This window comes from Vulcanisaeta distributa DSM 14429 (assembly GCF_000148385.1).
Lineage (GTDB): Archaea > Thermoproteota > Thermoprotei > Thermoproteales > Thermocladiaceae > Vulcanisaeta > Vulcanisaeta distributa.
In genome coordinates this window covers 1,314,275-1,329,292 of sequence record NC_014537.1, presented here as the reverse complement: position 1 = coordinate 1,329,292, position 15,018 = coordinate 1,314,275, and the positions used below count along the sequence as shown (strand labels likewise).

The window sequence follows — 15,018 nt, the reverse complement described above, 5'->3', positions numbered from 1 at the left end:
ATTACTAATTAACAGAAATCCCAAGGCCGCGAACCAACCTGCGCCTATTTCTAATGAAGACATTGGTCAAATGAAGCATGTGCCAGCAAACCATGTGACCCCTAGTAAATGCCTCGCAATCGCACTTACCAACCATGGTCACCTCACCACTCTCCAACCTCCTAATCCTAGCCTCAACACTATGCCAAGTATTGGGCCTAGACCTACTCTTAACCCTACCCCTAATCACCCACTCCCTACCAACCTTCCTAACCTCATCGAAAACTACATCCTTACTAACCATTACCAATCAACGATAATGCCACTAATTTAAGAACCATTCTAGGTTGAATTAAGTGATTGGCAGGTTAATTACTGTCCCTGTCCTAACATCGCAGTATTTATCACGATAATGCACACTCATGTAATGCCTAGCCTCATCACCTGAGCAGTGAGCCGGACATACGTACCTTGAGTACCTAGCAACAATATCAAGCTGTTGCCTAGATGGACCATGAAAACCACCAATTACCAGGTAAATATCACCGAGCAATTCATGGCTCCTCTTCACGATTTTATCAATGCCAGGGTGGGAACAACCAACCACGACAACGGAGCCATAACCACTCAACTTAACAATCAGTGAATGCTCATAAACACCCATACCACTCATGATACCAGTCGTAACAGCATCCTCAAGTATTTCCCGGGAATCGTTAACGGTGATTGGGTTAAGGTCCCACTTACGCAGTATATTGTCTACCTCAGGAACATAGACAGTTAATCCCTTCCTGACCTTACCAATGTATTTAAATCCACCATAGTGATCTGCGTGATAATGACTGAGGAAGGCTGCGTTAACCCTATTGAGGTCTATACCTAAGGCCTTGATGTTGTTCTCCATAATTCTCGGCTCCGTGTCTGCATCGTAAAGTAATATCCACTTATCTGTCTCAATGAATATACTCCAGCCCCAATCGTTCAGTAATGGTGGGTTTGGCTTATTATCATTAATTACCATGAGTCTGATCCACTTAACCATTACTTGCTCTCAATAATTAATTCCTTATTAAGTATATTAATCTGCTCTGTATTTAGCCTTAGTAGTGATGATATGCACCTCCGCCGATTAATGAGGAAATTAGCCTGGAGCTGATGGGTTTTACTTATAAATCATGCTGAGTTCTCACGCGTTGTGGGTTAGGGCGTTGAATAATGGGGTTAAATATGTCATTAATCGTTCCGTCATAGACATACTGAATATCGGTGGCTTTGATAATCAGGGTATTACCAACTTCATAATTACCATGTTTAATAACGCTCGTTCCTTCGGTGTTCCTGAAGATGTACGTAGTGTGTATATTCATGGTAATGTTGGTCATAGGCATGTTTATGGCTATGTAATGTACATTAGGAGGTATAGGTCCGTCAGTATCCATATTGGGGCCTGGCGTATTAAGCGTGACTTTAGTAAATGCGCAGCCTATTGGGGTTGGCAAGTCCTGGCGCATGAGATTGCCCACTTGGTCGGTATTGGTGGTGGTCATTACCTTGGGCATGGTAATATTCACCTAAATGTTGCTAAGGAGTTGCTTCTTGAGTCATTACCGTTGGAGATTGCCATACCTGCTACTTACTATTTGTTGGTTGATTATTCATTGGGAATAGAATGTAAGAAGGGATATTCAAAGGCATCGAGAGACTTCATAATTAGTGAATTGAATGAATTAACCAATAACTACTTAATTGATGCTAAGTATTACCTTAATTGCTCCAGTGCATTACGTTCATTAATTAATTCATGCAATTCTCACTTAACGCTACATGCCTAGCGCACTTATGCCTTGCTATTGTCAATATCGTTATTAGAAAGGTTTATTAGGGCTACTTAACGTTGGGTTCTGATTATCGATGGCAGTTAGGATTATCGAGAAGAAAATTGAGGATATACTCTCAATAATGAGAAACCCTGCTCAGGTTAGAAACGCAGGCACCCTAGCCCATGTTGATCATGGCAAGACGACAACCACGGACTCATTACTAATGGGCGCCGGTTTACTTAGCCCCAAGGTTGCTGGTAAGGCCCTGGCAATGGACTACGTCGAGATTGAGCAGTTGAGGCAGATGACCGTTAAGGCAGCTAACATAAGCCTATACTTCGAGTATGAGGGTAAGCCATACATAATCAACTTCGTTGATACGCCAGGCCACGTGGACTTCACGGGCCATGTCACAAGGTCCCTCAGGGTTATGGATGGCGCGTTGGTCGTCGTTGATGCTGTTGAGGGCGTCATGACGCAGACCGAGACCGTGGTTAGGCAGGCAATGGAGGAGATGGTTAGGCCCGTACTATTCATTAACAAGATTGATAGGTTAATTAAGGAGCTTAGGCTGAGCCCCAACGAGATTCAGCAAAGGATTGTGGAGATCGTTAAGGACTTTAACAACCTAATTGACATGTATGCAGACCCAGCCTTCAAGGATAAGTGGAAGGTTGACCCAGCCAAGGGCCAGGTCGCGCTCGGCTCGGCGCTCCATAAGTGGGGTGTGACCATACCGCAGGCCGCTAAGGCGGGCCTCAAGTTCAGCAATATTGTCGATGCCTACGAGAAGAACTACGTAGATGAGCTGGCGCAGGAATTCCCACTCTATAAGGCTATTCTGAACATGATCGTTGAGCATGTACCACCGCCAAATGTGGCTCAGAAGTATAGGATACCAAAGATTTGGAGGGGCGACATAAATTCACCACTTGGTAAGGCATTACTTGAGGCTGACCCTGATGGACCAACGGTAATAGCCGTTAGTAAGATGAATAAGGACCCACACGCCGGTTTAATAGCCACTGGCAGGGTGTTCAGCGGTACCATTAGGGAGGGCGACGAGGTCTACCTAATAAATGCCAAGACGGCTAAGAGGGTTTTGCAGACGTATCTATACATGGGTCCGAATAGGATTGTAATACCCGAGGTGCCGGCTGGTAACATAGTCGCGTTGTTGGGAGTTGATGATGCAAGGGCTGGCGAAACAATCGTGGCTGCCTCGATTAAGGATGTGGCGGCTCCATTCGAGAGAATGAAGTACATAAGCGAGCCGGTAGTTACAGTGGCTATAGAACCCAAGAACCCGAATGATTTGGCGAAGCTTGTGGAGGGCCTTAAGGAATTAACGATTGAGGACCCAACACTAAGCTTGAAGATTGATGAGGAGACGGGGCAGGTACTGCTTAGTGGTGTTGGTACACTGCACCTAGAGATAGCCACATGGTTACTCAAGGAGAGGACTAAGCTGGACTTCACAGTATCACAGCCATTGGTTAGGTTTAGAGAGACTGTTAGGACTGCGTCGCCGACATTTGAGGGTAAATCACCGAATAAGCACAACAAGCTCTATATAAGCGTTGAGCCACTTGATGAGGAGACAATTAGGCTTATACAACTTGGTGAGGTAACGGATGATCAGGATCCAAGGGAGAGGGCTAAGATACTTAGGGAGAAGGCTGGTTGGGATACTGATGAGGCCAGGGGTATATGGGCTGTGGATGAGCAGTACATCAATGTCTTCGTTGATAAGACAACGGGTATTCAGTACCTCAGGGAGGTTAGGGATTACATAGTGCAGGGCTTTAGGTGGTCAATACAGGCTGGCCCGCTGGCTCAGGAGCCTGTTAGGGGTATAAAGGTGATACTGCATGATGCCGTGGTTCACGAGGACCCAGCCCACAGAGGTCCAGCCCAGATAATGCCCGCCACTAAGAACGCCATAATGGCTGGAATACTCGCGGCTAAACCAACACTACTTGAGCCAATGCTGTCAATAGAGGCTAAGACGACCCAGGAGAACATCGGCTCTGTGATTGGTGTGTTGAATAGGCATAGGGGTAAGGTACTTGATATGGTTCAGTCTGAGTACATGGTAACTATTAAGGGCGAAATACCGGTCATTGAATCATTCACGCTCAGCGACGAGCTTAGGAGCGCAACTGCTGGTAGGGTGTTTTGGAGCCTTCAGTTCTCAAGGTGGTCCCCTGTTCCCGAGAACATGCTCGTTGATATGATAATGAAGATTAGGGAGAGGAAGGGATTGCCTAAGGAGATTCCGAGGGTTGAGGACTTCGTATCACAGTACTAAAAATAATGGCTTAAGGAGTTTGATTTTTAAATACATCAAGTGTAGTTGTTATACGCATGTCATCACAAAGTAGTCAAGGCGGGGGTAAGATAAGGGTATCCGTGCAGAAGGCAGGTCCATTAGACACTGGCGAAATTGCTCAGACAATGAAGACCATCAAGACCAAGTTCGCAATAATGAGCGGCAAAGGTGGTGTTGGTAAGAGTTTCGTCACGGCAAGCCTAGCATTGGGCTTCGCGATGAGGGGTTATAGAGTCGGCATACTTGATGCTGACGTATATGGCCCAACAATACCGAAACTACTCGGTCTGGTCGGCGCTAATCTTTACCTTAGTGAGGATGAGAAGATAATACCTGCCGAAGGACCATTCGGCATAAAGGTGGTCTCCATGGACTTCTTACTACCCACTGATGATACCGCAGTCATTTGGAGGGGTCCATTGGTTGATAGGGCCATTAAGGATTTCCTGGGTAATGTACGCTGGGGTGAGTTAGATGCCTTGTTCATTGATTTGCCACCAGGTACTGGTGATGCTCCATTAACAATAGCCCAGGCCCTTGCTAACGAGATGACTGGTAGCATAATAGTGACTGCACCGAGTGATGTATCAAAGAGGATTGTGCAGAAGGCCATTGATTTCTCGAGGAAGGTTAAAATACCGATAACCGGCGTAGTCGAGAACATGTGCTGCTTCTACTGCCCCGAGACTGGAAAGACGTATTACATCTTTGGTAAGTTGATTGGTAAGGAAATGGCGGATAAGTATGGCGTGCCGTACCTTGGCATGATACCGCTTGATCCAAGGATTGGTGAGTCTAATGACCTTGGCGAGCCCTTCCTAATGAAGTACTCTACGTCAGATACCGCTAGGGCTATACTGAGTATTGTGGATACGATAATAGCCATGTACAAAGATAGGCTTGAGGCTAAGGTCGAAGCCACTGCCAAGAAGCAAATAAAGTCATTACTTAGGTTACCCGGTGAGGAAGAGGAGGAAAACCAGGAAGAATCATAGGTACTTTCTTAAGGCCTTTGCAGCTTCCACTATTGCCTCAAAGTCCCCTGGAGCTGATAGGTAAATACCGGGGAAGTACCTCAATAGCTCACGGGCTCTGGTAATCGCATCATCTATTGGGTCAGGCTTTACCTGAACCTCAGTATTGAGTATCCTACCTATAACCCTAGCCGACTTATTAGTGATTATTAATAACGCTGGATAAACATCAACGTTAAACTCCCTATTCACGGTAAAAACCCTCATTAAATCATCCATCGATAATGTGTATTGAAGCATTGCGAAGTCAGGCTTTGCGTTTAGTCTTTCCCTTATGTAGCTCTCCTCAAAACTTGATATGGAGATACCAAACCTAGCGCCACTGATTTGCTCAATACTCCTTAAATAATTAATGGCACTTACCGGCGTTAAATCAGGGACTGCCGTAACGCCAGGCCCCAGGTCGCCCCTCATTAGCAGGTAATTCCTAACGCCATTAATTAAACCACCCATTACTAGTGCCGTAAGCCCAACCTTATTATGGTCGGCAACCCTAACATTCGCAATAACCTCAACATTACCAAATCTACGCCTAATCAATGCACCTATGAGTACTGCATTTGCTGAAGGATTTGCGAATGTGGAATCAGGAATATCAATATGCGTTACATAATCAATAATACCACCAATCATATTCAGGTAATTATCTATATTATCAATTCTCCTCAGTGGTGGTAATTCAGCTATTATGACCGCCATTATGGGCAATAGTCGTAACCACTAATTAAGAATTACGCTATTGAACCCTTAATACAGTTAATATTTAGCCATGGAGAGATTAGTATGAACTCATTATTAAGTAGGTTTGTATTCTCTTGACACCCAAGTTTCGTAGAGCTGTTCATTCTCATTATCATTAGGTTCCCAAACTCCCTATAGAGTTTCCTCGAGAAAAGCCTGGTAGCTACTATGAAGTATATGCCGTGGGACCTACCAATCCTTATGCTATTAATTAATGAATTTAATAAGTCCTTATTACCCATGAGACCCTCCACATTATCCACAATCATGATCACCTTATTATCCCTAGAACCTATAAACCACTTAACGATATCCTCTATGAGTATAATCTCGTAAATACTCATTAATGAATCAGGTAATTCGTGAAGGTCAATAATCGCAACCCTACTTCTCAAAACCCTTATTGGGCTAAACACCGAGATATCCATGTTCTCACCATCAATGTTAACCATTGCATCGAAGAACCCCGTGTCCTTTAGCGAGTATGCCAGATCAACGGCCTTATTTATTGGCCCTCTACCAATTATGTTGAGTAATTCAGGATCCTTAATCGCACTAATGAAGCTCTGCACAGTATTAAGTGCCTTCTCATTCTCCATCATTAATGTCGTGACCACGTACTTAATCTCTGGGTCCAGGTAATTAGCCGCCCTCTCAATAAACCACCTGAACCTAATGGATAATGGCATAATACTCAACTTACCAAATCCCTTCCTCCGAAAGTCAATATTAAATTCAATACCATCATTCTTCGACATACTCATCGAAATTTTAGCCTTCCTTCTCTGAAAGCCAAGAATACGTAACTTATCGACAACGTACTTCTTTAACTCATCAATATCCGCTGGTCGACCCAGCTTCATAAGATCTACCGGGATCAGTGCGGATGCGTCGATTCCATTCTCAATAATATCCTTTGTATACTCACCTGTCCTATCAAGTATTACTATATTCTCATAACTACTTGTCGAATACAACTCCTTAATCAACCTCTTTATAAAGAAGGACTTACCGCAACCTGGCTGACCCATTATTAACAAGCCCCCACTAAGTGCATCCTCACTTAACGTTATTGGTATGTCGTACCCATTAATTAATGCCTTACCAAATGACAAATTTCCTGTCAATCCGAGGAATTCCCTAATAACTTCGCTACTTGGATAAATAACCAAGCTACCGTTGATGGGTATTACGATTAGTGATGAATAACGATATGAACCATTTCCCCTTACTCGTGAAATTACGAAATCGCCGGCAATCCTAACGTACGTTGAGTTAGTACCTTTTATTGAAAGCGGTGGGCTCATTATGCTTTCAACCTTATTAACCCTAAGGAGCGCTTCGTTACCTGTTGATGCATCAACAACCACGACGTACGAACCAATGAATAACTTACTGATTAAGTCATTATAGCTAAGTTTCGAGCTTACGGTTAATATTAATCTACTGTTTTCATTAATACTCTTTTCGACAATCCCTAGCACATCACCTAATTTATTAATGCTAAGTTCATTAATGGAACTATCACTAGTATTACCTCTCTGCATTGAGTTAGGATCTACTTAGTAGCTTATAAGGATTCGTAGAGTATTAAACTATGATACTTATGATAAACCCCACGTGAAACTTCATTAAATTTCTGAGAACTGAAACTACTGTGATAGATATTCCTTAATGGCCAGTGCGAGTCTCTTAATGCCCTCGAAGATCTGCTGCGGTGTTGGGTATGTGAAGTTAAGTCTCATGTCATTATGCCTATCCTCATTTGGGTAAAAGGACTTACCTGGTACGTAAGCAACCCCATACTTCTTAATGGCAACATTAAGCATTTCACCAGTATCAATCTTCTCAGGCGTTGTTAACCAAATGAACATGCCAGCTGAGGGCCTAGTCCAGGTAACACCCTCAGGCATGTGCTCACTTAACGCTTGAAGCATTAGGTCCCTCTTACTCCTATAAATCTCCTTAATCCTCGGTATATTCCTCTCAATAACACCCCTCCTCAATAATTCAGCGGCTATGTACTGATTAAGTGTCGATGTGTGCAGGTCAATTGATTGCTTAGCAAGCTCAAACCACCTAATCACCTCACTACTCGCCGCAACCCAACCAAGCCTAAGCCCGGGCGCAGCTATCTTACTGAATGTGGATAGGTAAATAACCCTACCCTCACTATCCATTGCCTTAAGTCTTGCAGGCGGCTCTTCATCGCCGAAGTATATGTAGCCGTATGGGTCATCCTCAATTACTAATAAGTCATACCTACTGGCGATGTCAAGTAGCGACTTTCTTCTTTCCATACTCATTGTAATGCCCGTTGGATTTTGACCGGTGGGTATTACGTATATGAACTTGGGTTTACCGCCATCATCAATTACTTTCTTAATCGTGTCCTCAAGAATATCAACCCTAATTCCATAATTATCCATGGGTATACCAATTATCCTAGGTCCATAAATCCTAAAGGCTTGCAATGCTGCTAAGTACGTTGGACTTTCAGTAATTACGTAATCTCCAGGGTTTATGAATAACCTACCAATTATATCAAGGGCCTCCTGACTACCAACCGTAATTATTACGTTCTCAGGACCATCAACCCTAATACCCTCCTTACCCATAAACCTAACTATTTCCTCCCTTAGCTCCGTTACACCGCCAGTGGTTCCATACTGAAGTGCCTTATCGGCCTTTATTGATAATACGTCCCTCGTTACCTCAATTATTTCCTTAACGGGGAATGACGATGGGTCGGGCATTCCACCGCCAAAGGAAATCACATTCTCAGTAACCCACTTCAGTAACTCCCTGATTTCAGAAGCTCTCATTAACTTTGATCTATCAGCCAGGAATTGAGTAATATTCATATTGGTCGACATGATGTGGTTAGAGGGATTTATATTGTTTTCTCTAGAATAAAAATAAGTATATTGAATAAATACTTATTTTTAGACTAAGTCATTAATCAGAAGAGTCTCTCAATTTCATCGAGATAATTAACAACATCCTTTGCGAAGTACGTGATTATTAAATCTGCTCCAGCCCTCCTAATGGCAATTAAAGACTCAAGAATTGCCCTCTTCTCATCAAGCCAACCATTCATTATAGCAGCCTTAAGCATTGCATACTCACCACTGACCTGGTAGGCGGCCAACGGAACCTCAGGAAAGTTCTGCTTCACAAGCCTAATAACATCAAGATAAAGCATTGCTGGTTTAACCATGACTATGTCAGCACCCTCATTAATGTCCATGGCAACCTCCTTAAGGGCCTCGTGCGCATTCCTCGGGTCCATCTGATAACTACGCCTATCACCAAACTTAGGCGCACTGGCTGCGGCCTCCCTGAACGGACCGTAGAACGAACTCGCGTACTTAGCGCTGTAAGCCATTATGACAACGTCATTAAAGCCGGCCCTGTCAAGGGCTTCCCTAATTGCCTTAACCTGCCCATCCATCATGCCGGACGGCGCAACAACATCAACACCAGACTCCGCGTATGTCACTGCGGTCTTGGCGTAGAGCTCTATTGTTGAGTCATTATCAACTATATACCTGCCATCAGGCAATTTCTTAACAACACCGCAGTGGCCATGATCCGTGTACTCGCATAGGCATACGTCAGCCATTACAATGAGTTTATCCTCAAAGGAGTCCTTAAGGAACTTAATCGTCCTCTGTATTATGCCATGCTCATCGTACGCCGAACTACCCCACTCATCCTTATGCTCAGGTATGCCAAATAAAATAACCGACCTAATGCCAGAACTAACCAACTGATCAACGAAGTTGATCAACTTATCATTAAGGGGCCACCTGTACTGTCCAGGCAATGACTTAATGGGTTCAGGTTCATTAATATCCTCCCTGACGAATATGGGCATTACGAAGTCATCAGGCCTGAGCATAGTCTCAGCAACCATATTCCTAATGAGCACATTCGACCTAAGCCTCCTGGGCCTATTAACGGGATAATTAAACAGGTAATTCCTCAACCTAATACTTTCAGTAACAACCACAATACTGAAACGCCAAAACACCTGTTTAAAAATAATGCTTCCCTAATCACTGGGGGTAAAGAATGAGTAGATACCAAGGCCAATCATGAACAGGCCCAATATACCAAGGGCAATCCTACCGGCCTCAGCCACAACGCTCCAATCACCAACGCTCTTAATCACACCTTTATAGATGGCCAGCACTATGACGGTCTGGGCTAGCCAAGAACCAAAACCAAACATGAAACCAACCAGGAATGATAAGTCAGTCGTGATCATGGGAACAATGGCGATGGTCAGAATTAATACTATGAAGAAATCACCACCAAATGCTGCGGCTAAGCCGTGAATCCATATTAACTTATAATCCGCGGTCTTAACGTCATGGTAATCCCCATGCCTTCCAAATACTAGGTATGCGGCAACCCCTATCATTGTTAACCCAACAATTATATCAACGTATGGATCAAGAATCGAAGTATTAAGTAATCCCATCAACTCACCAATTAAGGCGCTCATCAAAGTCCACACTAGGGTCAAGGCACCGGCAAATACGGAAACTGCGGCTATAACACCTCCCACGTTTCTCTGCATCAAGCCATAAGTCACCGTTATTGGCCAAGTATGCTCATCAGGCTTCAAACCATGTATTACACCAACAATGAGTACAGCAATTAACCAGTAGGGTCCCATAGACTTAACTATGTACTTGGCAAGGGGCTCGAGTACTTCAGGCATTGACATTATGGCAATAATTATGGCCACTGATATAATGACCGCCAATAGCCATATCTTGGGTGACCTTCTTGAGAATGTGGTTTTCTGTATATTATTAGGGTTACCCTAATGATATTTATAAACCTTTCTGTTAGGGCTACCCTAATTCAGCCCAAAGAATAGCTTTTTAAGTAGCTTATATAACAGAGAGTTGATTACTAAATGCGTGATAATAATATCAAGGTTCTTATTGCTGGTATACCAAATTGTGGTAAATCCACCATAGTCAGTGAACTCAGTGGCGTTACTATAAGGATTGCCAATTACCCAGGTACCACGGTTTCAATAAATAGAGTTGAATACAACATTAACGGAATTAAAGTATCAATCATAGACTTACCAGGAACCTACAGCCTTAGAGCCAATATGGTTGATGAGTCTGTGGCTGCCAGGGAGATATTACGGGGTGACTATGACGGCATAATAGTGGTTGGATCCGCACTTGACCCTGAACAGACTCTCTACTTACTTATTCAAGTCCTTGAACTAGGTAAACCTGTAATTCTAGTTCTTAATATGATGGATTTAGCATCTAGGAGGGGCTTTCAATACGACATTGAAGGATTAAGTAAAGCCTTAGGAATACCTGTATTACCTACAGTAGCTGCTAAGGGCGCCGGGTTGAGTAAATTGAAGAATATGATAATTAAGATATATGAATTAGGGCAGGGTAATACGCATATTATTAATTACGGAAAACTTGAGAAATACATAGAGACTTTGTCTAATACCCTCGGAATATCACGGGGGCTTGCAATAGAGGTGATCAGTGATAACCCAGTTGCGAAGGAAATAATAGGTAGCCTATTGAATAATGATTATGTTAGGCAGTTGATTGAGAGCGCCCGTAGAGAGATTGAAGATGTAAGTAGTTATGTCGCGGCTATGCGCTGGAATGTTGTAAGATCACTTATTAATAGGTTTGTTATAAAGAGTGGAAAGCCCTCGTTCAGTAAATATGACGAATTATTCATGAATCCTAAATACGGACCAATCATCTCCATTTTATTATTATTATTTGTAGTAGCTGAGACCATATTCCTCGCTCTAGAACCACTGGTGGACCTATTATCAACTGCCCTTAATTCATTGCCAATAAATGATGTTGTTGGGTATTACGTAACCAATGAATTAATTAGGTCATTAATTATTGATGGGGTGTGGAATGGGATATCAACATTAATAGACTTTATACCCTACGTCTTTGGGGTTGCCCTCTTAATAGCGTTTATAGAGGATTCAGGATTGATCGTGAGAATATCATTCCCAATAGAGAGGTGGTTAAGGCGTGTTGGTATCCCTTCAAGGGGTTTAATATACTTAATCGCCGGCTCTGGGTGTAACGTACCTGCAATAACCGCCACTAAAGCTATGCCAAACATTAGGGATAGGGTACTCACTGCATTAATGATCCCCTATATACCATGCACCGCCAGGTTCGTGATAATATCATTAATAGCCGCCGCAGTATTACCGCATTTAATGGGCCTCGTTGTTGTACTACCATATGCAGTGGCGTTAATCGGCGTGATTATTATATCGAGTTTCTCAAAGGTACATTTAAAGTTCATAGGTGGAAAAGCGCCGTATTCCTACACATTACCTCCATTAGTATTACCCTTACATAAGGCATTCATTAAGAAGGTTTGGCATTATACTTATGAATTCATTTCCAGGGCTGGGGCGTTAATAGTGATTTTTATAATAGTAATGTGGTTCCTTTCAATAAGTGGACCAAGTGGTGTAATAGGCCCAAAGGCTCTTGATAATCCCGTGCTCCTGAGGCAAACGTGGCTTAGCATAATAGGTAATGCATTGTCGCCATTGTTAAGCCAAATAGGCATACCCTGGCAGTTCTCTGCGGCGTTGGTTTATGGGTATATATTTAAGGAGGTTGTATTAAGCACTCTGGCTTTAATGTATGGTGTTGAGGAGGGTGGGCTTATTCATGCGGTTAAATCATTTATTTCGCTGCCATCCGCCATAGCACTGATAGTTTTTACAACCTTCTACTCACCATGTATTGCAACGCTTATTACCGAGAAACAGGTTGTGGGCTTAAGGCTTACGGTGATCAACACGATTTTACAGTTCCTAGTAGCGTTAGGATTAGCATACATGGCTTATCACATGGCATTAATTGCATCGAGGTTGTTCGTATGAGTGTAAATAACGAGTATATATCAATAAATAGGGTACCAAATAACTCACTGGTAAAGATAGTCAAACTTGGTAGTGATAGGTTAATCGACCTCGGTTTAATGACTGGTTCAGTTATTAGGGTACTAATAAGTACGCCCTGTGGACCGGTCCTCGTTCAGAGGGAGGATGGGTCGGTAATTGTGCTTGATGCCGATATCGCATCTAGCACCCTCGTATCCATTATATCAAGGCCAGAACCAGCCAGGCATAGACATAGGAGGAGGTGGGGTTGGAGCCATTAATGGTGTGTTTTTGTATTAGTTTAATGCCTATATAGAGCAAACACTTTTAGGGCATTAACCTGGGCTAGCAAATATGCCCCTGGATCCGGCGGTTAGGAAAATCCTTGAGGAGCTGAATAAGGTAATGCCTCAAATGATCAAGGTATCACTTGATGAGTTCAGGAAGATGTTTAGGGCATTCTTCACGTCACAGCCAAGGAGACCCATTTATAAGGTCTACGACATAACCATACCAGGCACCGAGGCAAAAATACCCGCCAGAGTCTACATACCCAGAGAAGGCAACAATTTCGGAGTTCTCGTTTACCTTCACGGTGGTGGTTTCGTACTTGGCGACGTGGAAACCTACGACCCACTATGCCGTGAGTTAGCCGCCGCCTGCGATTGCGTGGTGGTTTCCGTGGACTATAGGCTAGCCCCTGAACATAAATTCCCAGCAGCCGTAATTGACGCCTTAGACTCAACCAAGTGGGTTCTCGAACATGCCAGGGAAATCAATGGTGACCCAGAGAAGGTGGCCATTGGTGGTGATAGCGCCGGTGGTAATTTAGCCGCCGTAGTTGCAATAATGGCTAGAGACCAGGGACTAAAACCAACTCTAAAGTACCAAGTCCTGATAAACCCATTCGTTGGCGTTGACCTGGCATCATACACTATTAGGGAATACTCCACTGGTTTATTCCTCGAGCGCGAAGCAATGGCATTCTTCAATAGGGCATACCTCAGGAGCCCTGCTGACGCCTTCGATCCAAGGTTCTCACCAATACTAGTAGACAACCTAAGCAACCTACCACCAGCCCTAGTAATAACCTCAGAGTACGACCCACTAAGGGACTCAGCAGAGACTTATGCCGCAAAGCTTGCCGAGGCAGGGGTACCCACGGTAACCGTAAGATTCAATGGAGTAACCCACGGATTCTACGGATTCCCAGTACCACACGCGAGGGCAGTAATTGGACTTATTGGATCAACATTAAAGCAGGTCTTTTATAACAAGTATTAGTGAGGATTAGAGCGATTGAATGTGCCATGAGTTTGAATTAATGGATAAAAATAAAAATAATTTTAGTTAAAAATAATTAATAATGATTACGGGCATAGATATTGTTCATTTACTAATACTGAAGATGATATTGAAGGTAATCATGCGTGCAATAAGAGATCAAGGCGCCGTAAATGGATCATCACTATACAAACTAATTGTGGACTACACAGGCATGAGCGTGGCGACAGTATATAGAAAAATAGCAGACCTAATGAGTTGGGGCTATATCATAAGGGCTGATAAGAACCATTACATAGTGACAACTAAGGGATTAATCGCATTAGAGCTTTTGTGTGTGGGCGGTTTCATTAACGACCATGATCTTTGTCAAGATGTAACATTCATGGTAGGGCATGAATGGGATTTAGATGAATTTGGTAATGAATGCATTAACGCTTACTTTAAGTTGCTCATGATTAAGGCATCTAAGGACGGGCTGGATCCATTGCATGTGCTACCATCGCTTGGCTTTCCTAAATCCGTATTATTACTAATCCCAAATGATTTTCATAATGTAAATAGAAAGTCAATACTAGATCTGCTGATTGAGGAATTGGGTAATGAAGAATTAGTCATGAAGGCGCAGGGCATAATTGCCAAGGCATTGATGATGTTGCTACCAACAACGACATTAAATGATGGGTGCAAGGCCGTTACAGTAAGTAACAGGGTGATTGCCTTAAAATGCAAAGTAAGGGGATATACGCTTGACTCGAGGTGTCCCTTTCTCGTGAAAATTAATGGTTAATAAACAATATTACTTACAATATTACTTTCACATATTTAAGAGAAAAAGTTAATGGAATATTATTTTATAAAACCTTTTATTTGCATAATCATATAGCAATAATT

General features: G+C 43.0%; 14 protein-coding genes. 7 read left to right on the top strand and 7 right to left on the bottom strand.

Translation table 11 applies throughout. From position 1 onward, the window contains the following. Positions 1–4: 4 nt before the first annotated feature. Positions 5–283 carry a hypothetical protein gene (locus VDIS_RS06865; protein WP_013336508.1) on the bottom strand — a complete coding sequence of 93 codons (279 nt, stop codon included), beginning with the start codon at positions 281–283 and terminating at the stop codon, positions 5–7. Positions 284–331: 48 nt separating this feature from the next. After that, positions 332–1,021 carry an MBL fold metallo-hydrolase gene (locus VDIS_RS06860; RefSeq protein ID WP_013336507.1) on the bottom strand — a complete coding sequence of 230 codons (690 nt, stop codon included), beginning with the start codon at positions 1,019–1,021 and terminating at the stop codon, positions 332–334. 133 nt (positions 1,022–1,154) lie between these two features. Between VDIS_RS06860 and VDIS_RS06855 the strand changes: the two genes are divergently transcribed. The 3 genes from VDIS_RS06855 to VDIS_RS06845 all read left to right on the top strand — a co-directional run bounded on the left by VDIS_RS06855 (position 1,155) and on the right by VDIS_RS06845 (position 5,126). Beyond that, complete coding sequence (locus tag VDIS_RS06855; RefSeq protein WP_013336506.1) at positions 1,155–1,811, top strand: hypothetical protein; 657 nt, start codon at positions 1,155–1,157, stop codon at positions 1,809–1,811. Between the two features lie 79 nt (positions 1,812–1,890). Next, the gene (locus tag VDIS_RS06850; protein WP_013336505.1) at positions 1,891–4,110 is read left to right on the top strand and encodes an elongation factor EF-2; all 2,220 of its coding nucleotides are present in this window, start codon (positions 1,891–1,893) and stop codon (positions 4,108–4,110) included. Between the two features lie 56 nt (positions 4,111–4,166). Further along, on the top strand, positions 4,167–5,126 hold the full coding sequence (locus tag VDIS_RS06845) for an Mrp/NBP35 family ATP-binding protein (RefSeq protein ID WP_013336504.1): 960 nt from the start codon (positions 4,167–4,169) through the stop codon (positions 5,124–5,126). Here the strand turns inward: VDIS_RS06845 and VDIS_RS06840 are convergent. From VDIS_RS06840 to VDIS_RS06820, 5 genes are all read right to left on the bottom strand, one after another. Next, positions 5,121–5,864, bottom strand: a complete 744-nt coding sequence (locus VDIS_RS06840; protein WP_013336503.1) for a hypothetical protein — start codon at positions 5,862–5,864, stop codon at positions 5,121–5,123. The genes VDIS_RS06845 and VDIS_RS06840 overlap by 6 nt on opposite strands. Positions 5,865–5,896: 32 nt before the next feature. Then, positions 5,897–7,453, bottom strand: coding sequence for a helicase HerA domain-containing protein (locus tag VDIS_RS06835; protein WP_013336502.1), 1,557 nt, complete (start codon positions 7,451–7,453; stop codon positions 5,897–5,899). A gap of 105 nt (positions 7,454–7,558) precedes the next feature. After that, entirely contained in the window at positions 7,559–8,770 is a 1,212-nt protein-coding gene (locus tag VDIS_RS06830) for an aminotransferase-like domain-containing protein (protein ID WP_052885794.1), read from the bottom strand. 98 nt (positions 8,771–8,868) lie between these two features. Continuing rightward, on the bottom strand, positions 8,869–9,921 hold the full coding sequence (gene hemB, locus VDIS_RS06825) for a porphobilinogen synthase (RefSeq protein WP_013336500.1): 1,053 nt from the start codon (positions 9,919–9,921) through the stop codon (positions 8,869–8,871). Positions 9,922–9,963: 42 nt separating this feature from the next. Beyond that, a complete protein-coding gene (locus VDIS_RS06820) occupies positions 9,964–10,638 on the bottom strand; it encodes a hypothetical protein (RefSeq protein WP_425358370.1) in 675 nt (224 codons plus the stop codon). A gap of 201 nt (positions 10,639–10,839) precedes the next feature. Between VDIS_RS06820 and feoB the strand changes: the two genes are divergently transcribed. From feoB to VDIS_RS06800, 4 genes are all read left to right on the top strand, one after another. Further along, positions 10,840–12,840 (top strand): ferrous iron transport protein B, encoded by a 2,001-nt coding sequence (gene feoB / locus VDIS_RS06815; protein WP_013336498.1) that lies wholly within the window; start codon positions 10,840–10,842, stop codon positions 12,838–12,840. Continuing rightward, complete coding sequence (locus tag VDIS_RS06810) at positions 12,837–13,121, top strand: FeoA domain-containing protein (RefSeq protein WP_013336497.1); 285 nt, start codon at positions 12,837–12,839, stop codon at positions 13,119–13,121. The genes feoB and VDIS_RS06810 overlap by 4 nt, the downstream gene beginning before the upstream one ends. A gap of 73 nt (positions 13,122–13,194) precedes the next feature. Continuing rightward, positions 13,195–14,124, top strand: coding sequence for an alpha/beta hydrolase (locus tag VDIS_RS06805; protein ID WP_013336496.1), 930 nt, complete (start codon positions 13,195–13,197; stop codon positions 14,122–14,124). 82 nt (positions 14,125–14,206) lie between these two features. After that, positions 14,207–14,914, top strand: coding sequence for an HTH domain-containing protein (locus VDIS_RS06800; RefSeq protein WP_013336495.1), 708 nt, complete (start codon positions 14,207–14,209; stop codon positions 14,912–14,914). Positions 14,915–15,018: the final 104 nt, after the last annotated feature.